The sequence below is a fragment of the Rhizobium sp. BK008 genome (genome assembly GCF_014197345.1).
In the GTDB taxonomy this organism is placed as follows: domain Bacteria; phylum Pseudomonadota; class Alphaproteobacteria; order Rhizobiales; family Rhizobiaceae; genus Rhizobium; species Rhizobium anhuiense.
In genome coordinates this window covers 23,038-42,786 of sequence record NZ_JACIFK010000015.1, presented here as the reverse complement: position 1 = coordinate 42,786, position 19,749 = coordinate 23,038, and the positions used below count along the sequence as shown (strand labels likewise).

Genomic DNA, 19,749 nt, shown 5'->3' with positions numbered 1-19,749 from the left:
GTTTTTGGGAGGCGCCTTTCTGCGCTCCCTTGTGCACGCAGAGAAATGTCGTCTAAGATTCATATTTGCAAGTAGGATGAATTACTTGCTGTTAGTATGGAAAAGCAGACCATGGTTGAAGAAGAAGGCAATATGCATGAGGAGATGCGTCGCGCATTCGCGTTGCTTTCGGGAAAATGGAAGCTGGAAATCATGTGGCTGCTCAATCAGCGGGTCTATCGGTTTGGCGAATTGAGGAAGGCTATTCCCGGCATCACCCAGCACATGCTGACGGCGCAACTTCGTGAGCTCGAAGCAGACGGCCTCGTGTCCCGCACCATCTTTGCGGAGGTTCCTCCGCGCGTCGAATATGAGATCACACAAAAGGCGCGGGGCCTCGGCCCCACCATGGAAGCTTTGACGGCATGGTGGAACGAGTACGGCAAGAGCGTGCCGGTGAAGCCGAGCGCACGCGGCCGGAAAGCCAGGGCATGATGCTAAAAAGTGCGCGCGGTCTTGAACTGCGCCGGGCCGGTCGCCGGCAATAGGTTCACGAAAGACTCGAACCGAACTTGTCCCAGCCTTCCTTGATTGTCTCCATCGCGACATTGGTCGATGTGTTGGCAACGTGGGGCAACGTCGAGATGCGCTCGCCGAGGACGCGGCGGTAGCGGCCGATATCGCGTGTGCGGATCTTGAGCAGATAGTCGAACCTGCCGGCGATCATGTGGCACTCTTCGACTTCCCTGATCTTCTTGATGGCGTCGTTGAAGCTTTTCAGCGCATCTTCGCGGGTATCGGAAAGCTTCACCTCGACGAAAGCGATATGGTCGAGCTGCATTTTCGATGGATTGAGGACGGCCTTGAAGCCCTCGATATAGCCGTCGCTGATGAGCCGCTTGAAGCGGATCTGGCACGGCGTCTTCGAGAGGCCGACACGCGCCGCGAGATCGGTGATCGACAGTCTGCCGTCCTCGGCAAGAGCCGCGAGGATTTTTCTGTCGAACTGGTCCAATTCACTAAAGATGTCAGGTTCAGTAGCCATTTTAACCCTCAAGAATGCTTTAATAAGTTCATACAGGCTGAAAGCTGCGAAAATCAAGTGAGATCGCGATCGGCGATCTGTGATACCTTATGCATCGGCAATGGGATGGAAGGCGCAGGCGCTCGACGCATCGTCGGGATCGCATCGGCGCCGCAGGAAAAATGGGGTCACGCATGCGTAGGGAAGAACCGGATGACGATCAGAAGCTGGACCTGCTCGCTCACTACCGGCCGGTGGCGATAAGAGCGGTTGCAGCGGCGCTCACCCTCAAGCGCAACAGGCCGGATGCGCGTCCGCTTCGCGAGACGGAATATTCCGGCCCTGTTGTCTCGGACGACGCTGACTGGGACGATGAACCCGGCGTCTCATTCATCCGTTAAAACCAGATATCGACCGATAGGGACCTTCATGTTGAACGCAGCGATCGACACTCCTCCATCCAAAGACCCCGCCGACGGAGCGCCGTTCTCGGCCTTTGCGCCACCGATCCGGCCGCAATCCGACCTTCGCCAGGCGATCACGGCAGCCTATCGCCGGCCGGAAACCGAATGCCTGCCGCCGCTGGTCGCCGCCGCGCGCGTCTCCGAGGCGAAACGCTATGACATCCGCAGCACGGGCCGCAGCCTGATCGAGGCCTTGCGCGCCAAGCACAAGGGCACCGGTGTCGAAGGGCTGGTGCAGGAATATTCGCTCTCCAGCCAGGAAGGCGTGGCGCTCATGTGTCTTGCCGAAGCGCTGTTGCGCATTCCCGATACCGACACGCGGGACGCGCTGATCCGCGACAAGATTGCCGAAGGCAACTGGACCTCCCATATCGGCGGCGGAAAATCCCTGTTCGTCAACGCCGCCACCTGGGGTCTCGTCGTCACCGGCAAACTGACATCGACGGTCAACGACCGGAGCCTGTCGGCAGCCCTGACGCGGCTGATCGCGCGCGCCGGCGAGCCGGTTATCCGTCGCGGCGTCGATATGGCGATGCGCATGATGGGCGAGCAGTTCGTCACCGGCGAGACGATCGCAGAGGCGCTGAAACGCGCTCGGCCGCTCGAAGCGCGCGGCTTCCGCTATTCCTACGACATGCTGGGCGAAGCCGCGACGACTGCCGCGGACGCCGAGCGTTATTTCAAGGATTATGAAAAGGCGATCCACGCCATCGGCAAGGCGTCGGACGGGCGCGGCATCTATGACGGCCCAGGCATCTCGATCAAGCTTTCGGCCCTGCATCCGCGCTACGTGAGGTCGCAGGCCGACCGGGTGATGGGAGAGCTGCTGCCGAAAGTCAAGGCGCTGGCCGTTCTCGCCAAGACTTATGATATCGGCCTCAATATCGATGCGGAGGAGGCTGATCGGCTGGAGCTTTCGCTAGACCTCCTCGAAGAGCTTTGCTTTGCCCCGGAGCTTGCCGGATGGAACGGGCTGGGCTTCGTCGTGCAGGCCTATGGCAAGCGCTGCCCCTTCGTCCTCGACTACATCATCGATCTGGCACGCCGGTCCGGGCGCCGGATCATGGTCCGTCTCGTCAAGGGCGCCTATTGGGATGCGGAGATCAAGCGCGCCCAGCTGGACGGTCTCGACGACTATCCGGTCTATACCCGCAAGATTTACACCGACGTCGCCTATGTCGCCTGCGCGCGCAAGCTGCTGAACGCGCCCGATGCGGTGTTCCCGCAATTCGCCACGCATAATGCGCAGACGCTTGCCACGATCTATCACCTGGCCGGTCCCGACTTCGCGGTCGGCAAATATGAGTTCCAATGCCTGCATGGCATGGGCGAACCGCTCTATGACGAGGTCGTCGGCAAGGAAAAACTCGACCGGCCCTGCCGCATCTATGCGCCTGTCGGAACGCATGAGACGCTGCTCGCCTATCTGGTGCGGCGCCTTCTCGAAAACGGCGCCAATTCCTCCTTCGTGCACCGCATCTCCGATCCGAATGTCTCGGTCGAGGCCCTGGTCGCCGATCCTGCCGAGATCGTCGCAGCCATGCCCGTCGTTGGCCTTCCGCACATCCAGATCGCCTCGCCAAAGGCTCTTTACGGCAGTGCCCGCGCCAATTCCGACGGCCTGGATCTCTCGAATGAGGCCACCCTCCTGGACCTGTCGCAGGCGCTCGCCTCTACCGCGGCTGCCCCATGGCGTGCGCTTCCCCTCCTTGCCGACGGCTCGACGGATGGGGTGACGCGCGAGGTTCTCAATCCTGCCGATCACCGGGACGTCGTCGGCACGGTCACGGAAGTGAAGGTCGAGGAGGCAGCCCGTATCGTTGCGATGGCCGCGGAACATGCGCCGCAATGGGCGGCCGTGCCGCCGGCCGAGCGTGCGGCCTGCCTGGATCGGGCGGCCGACATCATGCAGGCCCGCATCAAGACGCTGATGGGCATCGTCATGCGCGAAGCCGGCAAATCCGCGGCCAATGCCGTCGGCGAGGTGCGCGAGGCGATCGACTTCCTGCGCTACTATGCCGATCAGGCACGCAAGACCCTCGGGCCGTCGCATGCGCCGCTCGGCCCGATCGTCTGTATCAGCCCGTGGAATTTTCCGCTGGCGATTTTCACCGGACAGGTCGCCGCAGCCTTGGTGGCCGGCAATCCCGTGCTTGCCAAACCTGCCGGCGTCACGCCGATCATCGCCTCGGAGAGTGTGAAGATCCTCCACGAGGCGGGTGTGCCGGTGGGTGTCCTGCAGTTCGTGCCCGGCAGCGGCCGCCTCGGCGCCGGCATGGTCGGGGCTCCGGAAACGGCAGGCGTCATGTTTACCGGGTCGACCGAAGTGGCTCGCATGATCCAGGCGCAGCTGGCAGAACGGCTGTCGGCGACCGGCAAGCCGATTCCGCTGATCGCCGAGACGGGCGGTCAGAACGGTATGATCGTCGACTCCTCGGCATTGGCCGAGCAAGTGGTGGCCGACGTCATTGCCTCGGCTTTCGACAGCGCCGGCCAGCGCTGCTCTGCGCTTCGCGTTCTCTGCCTTCAGGACGATGTGGCCGACAGGACCCTCAATATGCTGAAGGGCGCCTTCCGGGAACTGACGATCGGCCGCACCGATCGGCTGAGCATCGATGTCGGCCCTGTCATCAATGACGGCGCAAAGGCGGAGATCGACCAGCATATCGAGAAGATGCGCGGCGCCGGCCGCAAGGTGGATCAGCTGCCGCTGCCCGAAAGTGCCGCGGCGGGGACGTTCGTTCCGCCGACGATCATCGAAATCAAGTCCTTGTCGGACCTGACGAGAGAGATCTTCGGACCGGTTCTGCATGTCGTCCGCTTCAAGCGAAACGGGCTCGACCGCTTGATCGACGACATCAACGCATCGGGTTACGGCCTCACATTCGGACTTCACACTCGGCTTGATGAAACGATCGCGCATGTGACCAGTCGCATCAAGGCCGGAAACCTCTACGTCAACCGCAACATCATCGGCGCGGTCGTCGGCGTGCAGCCTTTCGGTGGTCGCGGCTTGTCAGGCACAGGGCCGAAGGCCGGTGGTCCGCTCTATATCGGCCGGCTGGTGCAGCGTGCGCCCGTGCCGCCGCAGCAGGACTCCGTTCACACGGATCTCGCCCTTCGCGACTATATTGTCTGGCTCGACAAGAAGGGCTTGCCGGGTGAGGGGGAAGCGGCGCGTGGATATGCGAGCCGTTCGGCACTCGGGCTCGAACGCGAGCTCACCGGTCCGGTCGGCGAGCGCAATCTCTACGCGCTCCATCCCCGCGGCCGTATTCTTATCGTGCCGCAGACGGAAGGCGGGCTTCATCGACAGATCGCCGCAGCCCTTTCAACCGGCAACCGCATCGTCGTGGATGCGGGTTCCCTATCCAAATCGGTCCTGGCGGACCTTCCGGCGGCTGTCGCCGGCCGGATTTCCTGGACATCGGATTGGGAAAAGGACGGGCCGTTCTCGGGTGCGCTCGTGGAAGGCGATCGCGAAAGGGTTCTGGCCGTCAATCAGAAGATCGCTCACCTGCCCGGTCCGCTTCTGCTGGTCCAGGCGGCGACAACCGAGGAACTGGCAAGCGACCCCGAGGCCTATTGCCTGAATTGGCTGCTGGAGGAGGTGTCGACGTCGATCAACACGGCGGCTGCCGGCGGCAATGCAAGTCTGATGGCCATTGGCTGAGCAGCAAGGCGAGCGCGCGGAAAATGCGCCCTCGTCCGCATATCGCAGGTCTCGATTAGACTCGAGACGGAAAAGAGGTCCTCTTCCCGGGATTCAATCTCGATGCCTCGGTCTATAAGGGCAACGGGCGGCGATCCTGTGCCGACACGGATTGGTAATGTGAGGAAAGAGATTGGAAAGGTAGTTTTAGGAAGCCTCGCCGCCTTCATCTGTGACCACGGGATTCGCACTGGTGACCCAATGATGCTGCTAAGAGATTGGTGTTCACTGCCTCGTCTGGAGCGACCGTCGCCGGGCTCGAGGTCGTACTTACAGGCCGTTATCGGTGACCGCTGCTCAAGCGCAGCGAGGAGTTGCTTGCAGGTCCGCGGGGAGCACGATCTCCTTTCCCATACCGGCGGGCCTTACTGCGATTCACGTCATGCCGGTGGAGGGAGATTCAGTCGAAGAAGCCCGCATCCTCTTCCCCGAGATATCTCCTGGCCGCTTCGGCGTCGATATCCAGCCCCAGCCCCGGCGCTTCCAGTAGGTCCACCATGCTGTCCTTCACGATCTGCGGCGGCAAGCCGACGACCAGATCCTCCCACCAGGGGTCGGAGGCGGTCGGATATTCGAACGCGATGTAGTTTGCCGGCAAGGTGGCGCAGACATTGATCAACGCGCCGAGCCCCAACAGGCCGTTGGCGGTGCCGTGCGGTGCCATCAGGATCGAGTGCATGTAGGCGTGTTCGGCGACCCATTTGAGTTCGGCAATACCGCCAATATCGGCTGGATCGGGGCCGATGACGCGCACCGCCTGCGTCTCGATCAGCTCCTTGAAATTGTGTCGCAGGTAGATCTGCTCGCCAGTGTGGATTGGCGTCGAGGTGGAGGTGGTCAGTTCCCGATAGGCCTGCGGATTGACCCACGGTACATAGTCGCCAGTCAGCATGTCCTCGAGCCACATCAAATTGTACTTCTCGACCGCGCGAGCGAATTTGATCGCATCGGGCAGCATCCAGCCCGGACCGCAGTCGAGCGCCAGGCTGACCTTGTCGCCCAGCACTTCCTTCATCGCGATCACGCAGTCGAGCATGTGATTGAAACCGCGCTCGCTGATCACGCCCTGATCCATGGCGCCGTGATAGCCGGCCTTCTGCTGCGTCACGCCGTAGTGGAAGCCGTCAATGGTGTCCTTCATGTTGGAGTGAAACGAGATTCCTTGCTTGATCATGAAGAAGTTCTGCGGCTGCTCCATCATCCATTTGACGTCAGCGGCGTAATCTTCCGGCCGGTCGCCCGTGCGTTTCCGGCGGATCGAGCCGTTGTAGACGCGTACCTTGTCGCGCACCTTCCCGCCGAGCAGTTTATAGGCGGGCACGCCCGCGGCCTTGCCGGCAATGTCCCACAGCGCATGCTCGATAGCGCTCACCGCCGCGCCGTACGGCTTGAACGAGCCGCGTTGGCGGATCTTCAGCATCACTCTCTCGACGTCGGTCGGGTCCTCGCCGATCAGCGCCTCACGGAAGTGCAGCACCCAGGGCTTGAGGTAGGACTTGGTGAACTCGACTTCGCCCAAGCCATAGAGACCCTCGTCCGTGACGATGCGAACGATCGGGTGTTTGCCGATAACGGCGCATCGCAGATCGGTGATCTTCATCTTGGTTCCTTTTCGCCTCAGCTCCAGGTGCGATCCCAGGAATATTCATCGTCCCAGTGATCCGTGGGCTGCCAGATGCCGGTGACACCCGGCTGTAGATGCTGCGAGATCACCTCGTCGACGACGTCGTCAATTCCCAGGCCCGGCTTGTCCGGAACAGTGATAAAGCCGTCCTTCACGAGCGGCTTGGGAAGGCCGGTGACGATATCGTCCCACCAGTCGACATCGACAGAGTGGTATTCGAGCGCCATGAAATTTTCGGTCGCGGTCGCCACATGTGCGGCAGCCATTGCGGCGATCGGACTTTCCGCCATGTGGATAGCCATGGCGACACCATGGTCCTGCGCCATATCGCCGATCTTCTTGGTCTCGAGGATGCCCCCGCTGGTGAGCAGGTCCGGATGGATAACGGAGAGGCCGCTGCTTTTGAGCAGAGGCTCGAAGCCCTCCTTGAGGTATATGTCCTCGCCGGTGCAGATCGGCACCGTGGTTGCGTCCTGCAACTGTCGGTACTGCTCGGTGTACTGCCACGGGATCACATCCTCGAGCCAGGCTGGCACGTATTTTTCGATACGCCTGGCGAGGCGAATGCCGTTCTGCACTGAGATGTGGCCGATGTGGTCGATGGCAAGCGGAATATCCATGCCGATGACCTCACGAACCTCGGCAATGTATTGCTCAAGGAAGTCGAGGCCCTTGTCGGAAAAGTGGAGGCCGGTAAACGGGTGCGGGACGTTATGCACATCGTATGCCGCGTTGCGGATGCGGCGCTCTTCAATGGTCTTCAGCGGGCCGCGGCCGGGGTGGTCACGGTATCCTTCAAGCGAGCCGGCAGGAGACACGACCGCACCGGGCACATCCGCAATCTGCATCAGCCCCAGATCCATCTTGAGGAAGGTGAACCCCAGCTCCATGCGTTGCTTGAGGCGCCTGCCGGTCTCTGTGCCGCTCGGCACGGTGGCGTCGGTGTCGCAATAGACGCGCACTTTCTCCCGAAACCGGCCGCCGAGCATCTGGTAGATGGGGACGCCATAGGCCTTGCCGGCAAGATCCCACAAGGCGATTTCAACCGCCGATACGCCGCCGCCTTGCCGCCCGTGCCCGCCGAACTGCTTGATCCGGCGAAACAGGCGGTCGATGTTGCAAGGATTCTCGCCAAGCAACCGGCTCTTCAGCATCAGCGCGTAGGTGGCGCTGGCACCGTCGCGCACCTCGCCAAGCCCGACGATGCCCTGGTTGGTGTAGATCTTGAGCAGCACTGAGGTGAACGGCGCGCCGACAATTTCGGCTACCCGCATATCGGTAATGCGAAGGTCGGACGGCTTGGAATGCGTATTCACCCGATTGAGCGCTTCGTCGGCTTCATCTGCCTCTGGCATGATTTATCCTCGTTCTGTCGGCGGGTTCGCCGCGCACGGCTGCGCGGCGTAGAGCGTTGTTAATCCAGCTCTATCTCGTGGCTTTGAAGGTAATCGCGGTTCATTTCGACGCCGAGACCAGGTCTCGGCGTAAGCTTGAGGCTGCCGTTCGAAACATCGAGTGGCCTGTCGATGAGGTGATCGTATTTGCCCAGGTTCCACTCCGAGGTTTCGAGTTTGTAGAAGTTGGGAACGGTCATCATCACCTGTGCTCCTGCAACCACGTTGATCGGTCCTGCGGCGTCGTGCGGCGAGACCGGGATGTAGTAGGCTTCGCACAGGGCAGAAATCTTCTTGAGTTCGGTAATGCCGCCGGTCCAGGTGACGTCAGGCATGATGTAGTCGGCGAGCTTGTTTTCGAGCACCGGCACGAAATCCCACTTCGTGTGGCCGCGCTCGCCCCACGAGATCGCGGCACTGACCTTCTCCCGGACCTGCTTGAGGGCGTTGAGGCTCTCGGGCGGGCAGGGCTCCTCGAACCAGTCGATCTGACCGGCTTCCTCGAGGCTCCGACAGAGGCGAATGGCGGTGGGAACGTCGAAGCGGCCATGCGCATCGATGAGAATGTCGACATCAGAGCCCGCCGTTTCGCGGATGAGTGACGTGAGTTCGGCGGCCTCGCGCTCGTCCTTGCGGGTCATGCTGCCATCAAGGTAGCCGTCCCGCTGTTCGCGGGACTGGCCATCGGCGGTGCGGCCCTGGTGGGGAAAAGGATCGAACTTGAGCGCCGTGTGGCCGGACTCGACGATGTCTCTAATTTCGCGGACCACAGCCTCCTTGCTGGTAAATTTGGCCTGGTTGGGATGGGTGTAGAGCGCGATTTCATCGCGTACCGGTCCGCCCAACAGCTCGTAAATCGGCTTACCAAGAACTTTGCCTCGGATGTCCCAAAGGGCGATGTCGATGGCGCTTACGCATTCGACTGCGGCGCCGCGACTGCCCATATAGGTGAAGCTGCGGAATATCTTGTGCCAAAGATATTCGATACGCGCCGGGTCCTCGCCTGTTACCGCGGCACCGATCTGCCGCAGCATCGTGCAGAGGGCGCGGTTGGCGAGCCTTGTCGTGGTGGTGATCTCTCCCCAGCCGCTCACCCCCTCGTCGGTTGTCACTTCGACGAACAGAAACTCTCCCCAATAAGAAGCATCGGATCTGATTAACCACGGCCGAACGCTGGTGATTTTCATCTCAATTGCCTTTGTCTGAATTGGCCGGGAGAACGATATTCCCGGGCCCTGTAGTCTATCCTGCCCGAGCCGCGTTCCGCGCCCGCATGTGTTCGAGGATGTGCCGGCCGGAGCCTTCGACATGGCGTGCAATGAGTTCGCCTGCCTCGTTGGCGTTTCCCGCTTTTACATGCGCAATGAGTTCGCGATGCTCGCTCAGGATCGCGGCACGCCGGGCGAGCGTGAAGTTGAAACGCCGGCTCACGGCTCGAAGCACTTCGCGATGCTTCCACCAAAGCTCGGCGGCGTGGCGGTTGTAGTGCCTTTGGTACATTATGGTGTGAAAGGCGGTGTCCAGCTCGCTGTGCCTCAATGTGTCGGCGAAGTCGTTGTCTTCAATCAGGCCTTGGATGCGTTCGAGTTCGGCAATGTCCTCGACGGTGGCCATATTCACGAACCATCGCGTCAGGGCCGGCTCGATCAAGACGCCGATCTCGTAGATGTCCCGAACAAAATCCTGATCGATGGGCCGGACGCGCGCTCCGCGGTTGGGAACGAAGGTGACGAAGCCCTCTCCGCGCAACAGTTGCAGAGCCTCGCGCACGGGGTTGGTCGAAGTGCCGTGGCGCCGAGCGAGATCGGTGACCACAAGCCGTTCGTTGGCAGCGAGCCGCCCCTCGATGATGTCTTCCCTGATCAGTTGATAAAGCGAGGCACCCTCGCTGGAGGCCCCGATAGCGTCAATCCCTTCGGGCGGCTGCGCTTTAAAATCGCTTGTTTCGGCCAAGGCTGTCCCCAATAAATACACATATTGCTCGGATATCACGCGATCTTTCCATAAACAATGTACGATTTCGCTAGTTGACAGGCAATCTATGATCTGAAAACGTATGATAAGCTCGAAAGGATACATTTGGCCGTAAATGTCCCGCGGCCGCGAGCAAAGACCGCTCGCCTCGACGCAGAGCGGCATGGGAGAGAACCTGGAGGATACCTATGACGAGGATTTCACTCGGCGGTGCCGTCCTGCGCGGCACTGTCTCTACTGCTTTGATGGTATCGTTGATGTCCGCGTCTGCGCTGGGTGCGCCGGTCGACTTGAGCAAGTGGTCGCCGGAATATGTGCGCTCCATTGCCGGCACGCAGGATTTTGACACGGCGGGCGATTGCGCCAAGGTCACCCCGCTCGACTACAAGGGGCGACTGACTTTCTGGTATCAGGGCGTGTTCGAGGGCGACCCCGACCTCCTGCGCCAGTATTACAAGGAGTTCTTCGAGACCTTCCGCAAAACCTATCCAAATATCCAGCTTGAGGAACAAGCCCTCACCTATAACGACCTTCTGGACAAGTTCCGGACCGCGCTCCTTGGTAATGCAGCGCCCATGGCGGTCCGCCTGCAAATCCTGGGCGGCACCGAGTTCGCCTCAAAAGGCTATCTGCAGCCGCTCAAACCCGAGGATGTCGGGTATTCGACCGAGGACTTCTGGCCGGGCGCAATGAAGGCCGTGACCTGGGAGGACGTGACCTACGGCATTCCCACCAACAACGAGACGATGGCGTTCATCTGGAACGCCGATATCTTCAAGCGGGCAGGCCTCGATCCGGACAAGGCTCCGGCAACGTGGGACGATGTCGTCAAGTATTCCAAACAGATCCACGACAAGCTCGGCATTGCCGGTTACGGCCTCGTGGCTCGCAAGAATGCCGGCAATACGCCGTATCGCTTCATGCCGCAGCTGTGGGCCTATGGCGGCGGCGTCTTCGACGAAGCCACCGCGAGCCCGACCTATAAGCAGGTCGAGCTCAATAGCCCGCAGAGCAAGGCGGCGCTGCAAGCCTCCTACGATATGTATGTTCGCGACAAGTCGGTTCCGGTTTCGGCACTCACCAACCAGCAGGCAGATAACCAGCCCCTCTTCCTCGCTGGCCAGCTCGGCATGATGATCTCGCACCCGTCCGACTACAACGTCATGCTCGACCTGCAGAAAAAAGCGACGGCTACCGACAAGGACAAGGCGCAGACCGTCATCGACAACATGCGCTACGGCCTGATCCCGACCGGCCCCGATGGCAAGCGTGCCGTCGTGTTTGGCGGCTCGAACATTCACATCCTGAAGCCCGAATATGTCGAGGGCGGCAAGGTGGACGAGCCGGCTGCAAAGGCGATCATCTGCATGTGGACGAGCCCCGAATGGTCGCTGAAGATGGCCTATGCCGGCTCGAACCCGGGAAACCTCAACGGCTTCAAGACCAAATGGATGAAGGAACGTCTTGATAACATCAAGTTCCTCGATGTCACGACCTCGATGCTGCCATACGGCATCCCGTTCCCGGCGCTGCCACAGTCCCCCGAGATCATGAATATCATTGTCCCGGACATGCTGCAGAATGCCCTGACCGGAGCCATGACCGTCGACCAGGCAGCGGACGACGCGGCCAAGAAGGTAAAAGAGCTGATGGACGGCGGACTCTAGTCCAGGCCTGACCACGACCTGACCGGCTGCGCCGAGAGTGCAGCCGGTTGTTCCCAAGAATAAGGGCACGCCACAGTGACGATCTTGATCGGCAAGGCAGAGGCTCGCCGAAGACTTCAACCCGATAGGTCCGGCATCCTGCGAAAGATTTGGGAGCATCGCGCTGACTACGCGTACGTGCTTCCTGCAATCGCCGTGATGCTCATCGTCATAGCCTATCCGATCTACTACACGATTGAGCTGTCGTTCTTCAATACACCGCCCGGCCTGCAGCTCCGCGACAAGATTTTTATCGGCTTCGACAATTACACCGCCATCCTCACAAGTCCGGTGTTCTGGAAGGTCACCTCCAACACTCTAATCTGGACACTGGGATCCACCTTCATCGCATTTGTCCTGGGGTTTGCCTGCGCCCTGGCGCTCCATCGGGATTTTGTCGGCCGCGGCATCCTGCGCGCCATCCTGATCATTCCCTGGGTCATCAGCGCGGTCGCCGCGTCCTATATCTGGAAGTGGATCTACCATTCGGACTTCGGGATCATCGGCGCGGTGCTGGTCGGCCTCGGATGGGCCGATCGGCCGCCGAATTTCATCGACAGCGTCAGCACGGTGCTGCCCTCGCTGATCGTCGTCAATATCTGGCGGGAGTTTCCGTTTGCCATGATCATGATGATGGCTGGCCTGCAGACGGTTCCCGACCAGTTGCTGCGCGCCGCAAAGGTCGACGGAGCCAATGCATGGCAGCGATTCTGGCACGTCACTTTTCCGCACTTGAGAAACGTCTCGACGGTGACGATCCTTCTGCTGGCCGTGGCCAACTTCAATTCTTTCATCATCCCCTGGATCATGACCGGCGGCGGGCCGTCGAACGCATCGCATATCTGGATCACCCACATCTATGAGCTCGCCTTCGGACGTCAGCGCTGGGGGGTGGCATCAGCCTATTCGGTGCTGCTGTTCCTGATCCTGATGTCGCTCGGCTACTTCTATGTCCGGGCGCTGAGCGGCAATGAGCAGAAGGACGCGAGCCAATGAGCACAATTGCGCAGACTGCTCGTCAAGGCCAGGCGCGTCGCCATAGGCGCTTCGATGGGTGGCGGTGGGGCGGACGCATCTTCCTGGTGTTCATGCTGCTTTACACCGCATTGCCAATGATCTGGATGCTGATCACCTCGATCAAGTCCGGCTTCGCGGCCATGCAATTCCCGCCACAGTGGTGGCCGGACCAGCCCACGCTGGCAAGCTACCAGAAGCTGCTCGACCCGCAAAACAGCGTCGGCCAGGACTTCCTGCGTTTCTTCTGGAACAGCCTTTTCGTCTCCATGGCTACGACCATCCTTTCGGTGATCGTGGCGGTTCCTGCGGCCTATGCGTTTTCGCGCTTCACCTTCCCGGGCCGGAACTTTCTGTTCTTCGCCGTCCTGCTTCGCAACATGTTCCCCGCGGTGATCTTTCTCGTACCGCTCTTCATCCTGATGCGGGCGATCGGGCTGGTGAACACGCATGGGTCGCTCGTTCTCACCTACCTCACATTCGGCCTGCCGCTGGCAATCTGGCTCCTCAAGGGCTTCTACGACAACATCCCGGTGCAGCTCGAGCAGGCGGCGCGCATCGATGGAGCGACGCGGTTCCAGGCCTTTCTCCTGATCGTGATGCCGCTCTCGGCGCCGGGAATCATCGCCACGGCGATCTACTCCTTCATCGGCGCTTGGAACGAGTACATCTACGCCTACACGTTCCTCTCCAAGAACGAGCAGTTGACCTTGCCGGTCGGCATCCAGCGCTTCTTCTCCGAAAATACGACGGACTTTCCGGGCCTGATGGCCGCCAGCTTCATGATGAGCGTGCCCGTCGTGGTGCTGTTCCTCGTCCTGCAACGATACTTCGTACGCGCCCTCACGGAAGGTGCAGTCAAGCACTAGGGAGTTGCCGGTGGCCCACGTGGTCCTCAAAGATCTTGTCAAGACCTATGGCAGCTTCAAAGCTGTCAACGACGTTTCGCTGACGGTCAACGACGGCGAATTCGTTGCGCTCGTCGGCCCTTCAGGCTGCGGCAAAACAACCACGCTCAATCTTGTAGCGGGGCTGATCCCCATCACATCGGGCGACATCGTCATCGGCGACCGGGTGGTCAATGACCTGGACCCCAAGGACCGGGACATCGCAATGGTGTTCCAGAACTACGCGCTCTATCCGCAAAAATCGGTCTATAAAAATCTGGCGTTCCCGCTGCAGATGCGCAAACTGCCAAGGGACGAGATCGACAGGAAGGTCAAGGAAGCAGCGCGAGTGCTCGACATGACGCAGCTGCTCGAGCGCAAGCCGCGCGAACTTTCGGGCGGACAACAGCAGCGCGTGGCCCTGGGCCGCGCTCTCGTTCGCGATCCGGCGGTATTCCTGATGGATGAACCACTCTCCAACCTCGATGCAAAGCTGCGCGTGCAGATGCGGTCGGAGATCAAGCGCTTCCATCAGGACCTCAAGGCAACGATCATTTATGTGACGCACGACCAACTCGAAGCCGTGACCATGGCGGACAGGATGGCGGTGATGAACGGCGGCTACCTGCAGCAATACGATTCACCGGCGCAGGTCTTTGCCCATCCGGTGAACATGTTCGTCGCCAGCTTCGTCGGCAGCCCGGCGATGAGCCTTGTTCCGCTGGAGGCATCCACGGTGGGCGGCAATACTGTGTTGACCAGCGCGGAGGGCTGGAGCCTCGAGCTCTCGCCACACAATGCCCAGAAGGTCGCGAGGGCGACCACCAAGAAGGTCGTGCTCGGCGCACGTCACTCGACGATCAAACTGCACAAGAGTGCAGTGCCTGGAAGCATACCCGCCAAGGCCTACACGGTGGAGCCAACGGGAGACGTCACCTTCGTACAAGCGTTCCTGTCCGGCGCAATCGTCAACGTCAGCGTGCCGCCGACCATTGCCGTCGCGCCGGACGAAATGATTTGGCTCGAGTTCGACCAGGAGCGAATGCATTTGTTCGACGGCGAAACAGAAATGGCCCTCAAGGCCCACTGAGACAGAGTCGATACGTCCGGAATGAGGGTGTGGATGACCACGAAGCTTAAAATCACCGCTATCAAGCCCTATCCAGTATGGGTGGGAACACGCAACCAGATGCTCGTCAAGGTCGAGACCGACGAGGGCGTCTTCGGATGGGGCGAGAGCGGCTTGAGCGGTCGCGAGAAGGCCGTGGTTGGCGCGATCGAGCACTATCGGGAGTTTCTCATCGGCCGCGATCCGATGCAGATTGGTCGGATCTGGCAAGAAGCCTATCGCAGCCAATATTTCGAAGGCGGGCGCGTTCTGCAGGCGGCGATTTCCGCCATCGACATCGCCCTTCACGACATCAAGGGCAAGGCGCTGGGGGTGCCGGCCTACGAACTGCTGGGCGGCAAGCAGCGCGACCGAATTCCTACCTTCGCCTCGACCGGTGACGAGGCTGAGGGCGTCGTTGCGATCGAACGAGCCCGCGAACTACGCGCACAGGGGTGGCAGGCGATCCGCTTCTTTCCCATCGGGCAAAACAGTAAGGACATCTTCGAGCCGCGCGAATCGATCGGCGTTACCGCAACGATGCTGAACAAGGCGCGCGAGGCGCTGGGCGACGACGTCGTCCTCGGCATCGACTATCACCACCGGTTGTCGGTGGCAGAGGCGGCGAGCTTCTGCAACAAACTCGGCCGTGGCGTGCTTGATTTCCTCGAGGAGCCGATACGGGACGAGACACCGGAGGCCTACGAATCCCTGCGCACGATGACCGACATCCCGTTCGCCATCGGCGAGGAATTTGCCAGCAAGTGGCAGTTCCTGCCCTACATCGAGCGCGGCATCCATCAGTTCAACCGGCTCGATGTTTGCAATGTTGGCGGGCTCACCGAAGCGATGAAGGTGGCTGGCTGGAGCGAGGCGCATTATGTGGACCTGATGCCGCACAATCCTCTTGGCCCAGTCTGCACGGCCGCGACCATCCATCTCGCCGCCGCGGTGCCGAATTTCGCTTGGCTTGAGACCAGGGTGCCCGAAACAAAGCTGGGCTTCGACAATTCCGACTTCTTCCCCGTGCAGCCACGGCTCGACGGACCTGACTATCCGGTCAGCGATCTGCCGGGGCTCGGCGTCGAGGTCAACGAAGAGGCGGTCAAGGCGGAGAGCTTTCGTTTCTGGGAAGCGCCTCACCTGAAGCGCCGCGACGGTTCGGTTACGAACTGGTAGTTTCATCCAGCGGAGATTGAAATGACGCATACTCCCGACATTACCCGTCCGCCCAAAGAGCTGATCGACGCACTGAAGGAAATCGGCGCCGCGACGGTTGCCGGCACGCTTGGCCACATGGGTTTCCGCAATCCGCACATGGTGGGTCCCGTGGCGCAGAACCACGGGAAGTCGATCGTCGGGCCGGCGCTGACGCTCCAGTTCATGCCGCAGCGGCCGGACCTCTTCACCGAGGGAGAATATGCCGATCCGGAGACGCAGTTGCACCGGCACGTGCTCTATCACGCGCAGGAGGGCGATGTGGTCGTGGTCGACGCGCGCGGCGACATGAGTTCGGGGGTCTTTGGCGATATGATGTCGACGTATTTCAAAGGCAGGGGCGGCGCTGGCATCGTAATCGACGGGTGCATGCGCGATCGGCCCAATGTCGAGAAGCTAGACCTCCCCCTATGGCTGCGTGGCTGGACTCCCAACTACCATGTGCAGACCAGCATCTATCCCAATGCCGTCAACGTTCCGATTGCCTGCGGCGGTGTCACGGTAATCCCCGGCGACATCATCGTCGCCGACGATGACGGGGTGGTGGTGCTTCCCGTCGCAATGGCCTCGAAGGTCATCGAAGAGTCGCAAAAGCATCACGATTGGGAGGAGTTCTCACGCGTGAAGCTTATGGAGGGAGGGTCGTTGCAGCGCTACTATCCTCTGCATGACGATGCCCGCGGAGAATACGAAGAGTGGCGCAAAACAAATCGCTTGGAGAACCGGAGTTAGTCTAACCTCTTCAAGGGTGGCGTGAGCGACGACGGCTTCCGGCGGCAATGCAAGCCCGAAGGCCATCGGCTGAGCGGCAAGACGGGAGCGCGGAAAATGCGCCCTCGTCCGCATATCGCAGGCTTCGATTAAACTCGACACCATTGACCATTTTTTTAACAGTTGTGACTACTGTGATGGCCTGGCGCGATCAACGACTGCTGCAGGCCAAGGGGAGGGGTCGCGCCGGAGAATGAGCCAATTTACTGGGGCGGGGGCTAGTTTATGGCGCTGATTGATCGACTGTTGCAGCGTATGCGGATCGTGACCAAGGTCCTCTTCTTCGTGGTGCCTCTGGTCATCCTCATCGCCGGCATCGGTCTTTTCGGTTATTTCACCGCCGGTACGCTCAATGGCCAGATGACCCTGACCCGGCAGACGATCGAAACCCTTTCCAGTTTTCAACAGCTGCGATCCTCTCTGACGGCCTTTACCGATCTCCCGATATCGGCCACGCGCGAACGATTGATCGCCAGCATCTCCGAGCAGCAGAAGGGAGCGGCGACGCTTGATGCCATGTTGATCGATCCGGCGCAGAAGCAGCAGATCGCTGTGGTTCGCGAACTCGGGGCTAAGATGCAAGGCGGCGCCGATGCGCTTTGGGCCGTGTCACAGGAGCGTGTGAATACCGAACAGGCGATCGACGACGCGGTGGCCGGGCTGTTCAAGGAAAGCCAGACGGCGCGCAAACAGCTCGACGTTCTCCAGGATCAGGCGAATGGCAAGGAGACCTTCGTCCGGGCGCTTCTTCTCGATGCTTCAGTCTACAAGAATCTCGCGCAACGCATTGCAAAGTTGCGCAAGGCGACCGCGCAGGCCACTGCCCCCGCGGATATCACCGGCGCTCTCGGCAGCCTCCTGCCGCCGCTCGTCAAGGAGGCCGGCGGCAGCGCCGCGCTCGCCTCCGACAAGGCCAAAAGCCAGCTTGTCGCGCTTAAGCCGGTATTGGACAAGCTCGCCGCGATAGCCAAGGACAGCGCCAGCCTTACGCTCGACAGCTACGCTCCTGTCGACCAGGAGCTGCAGGGCTTCGAGGAGAAGTTTGGAAAGCTTGCCTCTGGGAATGCGGATACTGCGATCGAGCGTTTTGCCGGCATGGATGCGAGCATCGCCACCCTTCGCTCGATGGTGGCGATCGTCAATACCGCATTCAAATCGATTGACGATCTGCGCCTGCACTTAAGCGAACTGAACAGGCGAGTCGATGCCGAGGCGCGGGATGCCGTTCTCGCCGATCTCAAGGCGCTGCGTGAAAGCGCTGCTCAGCTCGTACCCTTGAGCGGGAAAAACGCTGCACTGCAGGATCTTGCCAAGAAGATCGAGCCGTCCCTTGCCTCGATCGAAAAGGATAGTTCGCTTCTGATATCGATCGCCGACCGGTGGCGCGCGGACAAGGAGGCGGCGACCGCACTAGTGGCCGATGCGAGTCACACGCTCGAGCAGTTCGTCAGCACGGCACAGGAGAGCGGCAAGGAAATCAGCCAGCGTTCGGCGACAATGTCACTTGCGGCAATGATTGTGGGCACGGTGCTTGCGATCATCGGCGGCCTCATGCTGATCGAAACGCTGCGCGGGCCGCTGAAGCGGATCACCCAGACGATGATGAGACTTGCCGACGGCGATCTGAACATCTCCATCGGTGACGGCAAGCGCGGCGACGAGATCGGCGACATGATCCGGTCCGTGACTGTCTTCCGCGACCAGGCCCTGGAGAAGACCAGGCTGGAAGAGCTTGCCGAAGCAAACAGGGCGCGGGACGAATTGGAGCAGGCCCGCCGCGCCGCCGAACAGGCGCGCATCGAGGCGGAACAGAGCGAGGCTTTGAACGCTCTGTCCGATATGCTCGGCAAGCTCGCCAATGGCAATCTCGCCGCAGAGATGAGCGAGGATCTGGCCGCCGATTATGTCGCCATGGCCCGCACCTACAATCACGCCATCGACGCGTTGCGCCTGACGGTCGCCGAGGTTCGCAACTCGACCTACGAGATCGCCGAGGGCAGCACCAATCTTTCCGGCGCCGCCGACGATCTGGCCCGCCGCACGGAACAGCAGGCGGCCTCCCTCGAGGAGAGTTCGCGGGTGCTCGGCGAACTCACAGCCAGCGTGCGGACGACAGCCGAAAACGCGCGCCAGACGTCGCTTTCGGTCGCCGAGGCGCACCGCCAGGCGGAGCATTCCGCGGCCGTCGTCGCCAAGGCCGTCGATGCCATGGGCGCTATCAACCGGTCCTCCGAAAAAGTCAGCAGCATCATCGGCGTGATCGACGAGATCGCCTTCCAGACCAATCTCCTTGCCCTCAATGCCGGCGTCGAGGCGGCACGCGCAGGAGAGGCCGGCAGAGGCTTTGCCGTGGTTGCTCAGGAAGTGCGCGAGCTTGCTCAGCGTTGCGCCAAGGCTGCCCGCGAGATCAAGGATCTCATCTCCACCAGCGCATCACAGGTCGGCGCGGGCGTCACGCTCGTCGAGGAGACCGGCCAGGCGCTGTCGGCCATCATGGAACACTTCACCTCGATCAACGGGCTTGTGCAGGTCATCTCGGCTTCCACGACCACGCAAAACAAGGGCATCGACGAGGTCAACAATGCCGTTCGCGACGTCGAGCATATCACCCAGCACAATGCTGCGATGGTGGAGGAAAACACCGCGGAGATTCACCGGCTTCGGCAACAGGTCGAAGTCTTGAACGAAAGAATTTCGCACTTTCAGACCGCCGATGGCCGCAGGACATCGCCCGCAGTCCGCCGGCCGATGTCGCTGGTCTCGTGAGGGATGACTTCGGGAATCTCGCCGGAGGTGATTGCCCAAGCGTAACGCGTGCCTGCCATCGCCGCTTTCAGGCCAATGGTTATGGTTCCTGTATATGCTGCGATCCGG

Annotated in this window: 15 protein-coding genes; 10 read left to right on the top strand and 5 right to left on the bottom strand. The window is 60.9% G+C overall.

What is annotated here, in order from left to right; all coding sequences use genetic code 11:
- The first annotated feature begins 96 nt into the window (after positions 1–96).
- Positions 97–474, top strand: a complete 378-nt coding sequence (locus FHT69_RS33280) for a winged helix-turn-helix transcriptional regulator (protein WP_028756998.1) — start codon at positions 97–99, stop codon at positions 472–474.
- A 55-nt stretch (positions 475–529) separates the two neighbouring features.
- Here FHT69_RS33280 and FHT69_RS33275 read toward each other — a convergent pair whose 3' ends face one another.
- Positions 530–1,024: an Lrp/AsnC family transcriptional regulator gene (locus tag FHT69_RS33275; protein ID WP_063473475.1), complete on the bottom strand. Its 495-nt coding sequence runs from the start codon at positions 1,022–1,024 to the stop codon at positions 530–532.
- Positions 1,025–1,197: 173 nt separating this feature from the next.
- Here FHT69_RS33275 and FHT69_RS33270 point away from each other — a divergent pair, with 173 nt between their 5' ends.
- On the top strand, positions 1,198–1,404 hold the full coding sequence (locus FHT69_RS33270) for a hypothetical protein (protein WP_047619595.1): 207 nt from the start codon (positions 1,198–1,200) through the stop codon (positions 1,402–1,404).
- Between the two features lie 28 nt (positions 1,405–1,432).
- Complete coding sequence (gene putA, locus FHT69_RS33265; RefSeq protein WP_063473476.1) at positions 1,433–5,140, top strand: trifunctional transcriptional regulator/proline dehydrogenase/L-glutamate gamma-semialdehyde dehydrogenase; 3,708 nt, start codon at positions 1,433–1,435, stop codon at positions 5,138–5,140.
- 439 nt (positions 5,141–5,579) lie between these two features.
- On the opposite strand, the gene FHT69_RS33260 is transcribed toward putA, so the two are convergent.
- The 4 genes from FHT69_RS33260 to FHT69_RS33245 are packed head-to-tail and all read right to left on the bottom strand — an operon-like array spanning position 5,580 to position 10,150.
- Positions 5,580–6,779, bottom strand: coding sequence for a mandelate racemase/muconate lactonizing enzyme family protein (locus FHT69_RS33260; protein ID WP_183906574.1), 1,200 nt, complete (start codon positions 6,777–6,779; stop codon positions 5,580–5,582).
- 17 nt (positions 6,780–6,796) lie between these two features.
- A complete protein-coding gene (locus FHT69_RS33255) occupies positions 6,797–8,158 on the bottom strand; it encodes a mandelate racemase/muconate lactonizing enzyme family protein (RefSeq protein WP_048338738.1) in 1,362 nt (453 codons plus the stop codon).
- Between the two features lie 59 nt (positions 8,159–8,217).
- Entirely contained in the window at positions 8,218–9,384 is a 1,167-nt protein-coding gene (locus FHT69_RS33250; protein ID WP_063473478.1) for a mandelate racemase/muconate lactonizing enzyme family protein, read from the bottom strand.
- A 55-nt stretch (positions 9,385–9,439) separates the two neighbouring features.
- Entirely contained in the window at positions 9,440–10,150 is a 711-nt protein-coding gene (locus FHT69_RS33245) for a GntR family transcriptional regulator (RefSeq protein ID WP_097545039.1), read from the bottom strand.
- A 209-nt stretch (positions 10,151–10,359) separates the two neighbouring features.
- Between FHT69_RS33245 and FHT69_RS33240 the strand changes: the two genes are divergently transcribed.
- From FHT69_RS33240 to FHT69_RS33210, 7 genes are all read left to right on the top strand, one after another.
- The gene (locus tag FHT69_RS33240) at positions 10,360–11,838 is read left to right on the top strand and encodes an ABC transporter substrate-binding protein (RefSeq protein WP_028757006.1); all 1,479 of its coding nucleotides are present in this window, start codon (positions 10,360–10,362) and stop codon (positions 11,836–11,838) included.
- Positions 11,839–11,913: 75 nt separating this feature from the next.
- The gene (locus tag FHT69_RS33235) at positions 11,914–12,873 is read left to right on the top strand and encodes a carbohydrate ABC transporter permease (RefSeq protein ID WP_080759980.1); all 960 of its coding nucleotides are present in this window, start codon (positions 11,914–11,916) and stop codon (positions 12,871–12,873) included.
- A complete protein-coding gene (locus FHT69_RS33230) occupies positions 12,870–13,760 on the top strand; it encodes a carbohydrate ABC transporter permease (protein WP_047619606.1) in 891 nt (296 codons plus the stop codon). Before FHT69_RS33235 ends, FHT69_RS33230 begins: the two co-directional genes overlap by 4 nt.
- 10 nt (positions 13,761–13,770) lie before the next feature.
- On the top strand, positions 13,771–14,868 hold the full coding sequence (locus FHT69_RS33225) for an ABC transporter ATP-binding protein (protein WP_047619671.1): 1,098 nt from the start codon (positions 13,771–13,773) through the stop codon (positions 14,866–14,868).
- Between the two features lie 33 nt (positions 14,869–14,901).
- Positions 14,902–16,065 carry a mandelate racemase/muconate lactonizing enzyme family protein gene (locus tag FHT69_RS33220; RefSeq protein WP_132575070.1) on the top strand — a complete coding sequence of 388 codons (1,164 nt, stop codon included), beginning with the start codon at positions 14,902–14,904 and terminating at the stop codon, positions 16,063–16,065.
- A gap of 21 nt (positions 16,066–16,086) precedes the next feature.
- A complete protein-coding gene (locus tag FHT69_RS33215) occupies positions 16,087–16,836 on the top strand; it encodes a ribonuclease activity regulator RraA (RefSeq protein ID WP_047619610.1) in 750 nt (249 codons plus the stop codon).
- Between the two features lie 264 nt (positions 16,837–17,100).
- Positions 17,101–19,641: a methyl-accepting chemotaxis protein gene (locus FHT69_RS33210; RefSeq protein ID WP_183906573.1), complete on the top strand. Its 2,541-nt coding sequence runs from the start codon at positions 17,101–17,103 to the stop codon at positions 19,639–19,641.
- The last annotated feature ends 108 nt before the right edge of the window (positions 19,642–19,749 follow it).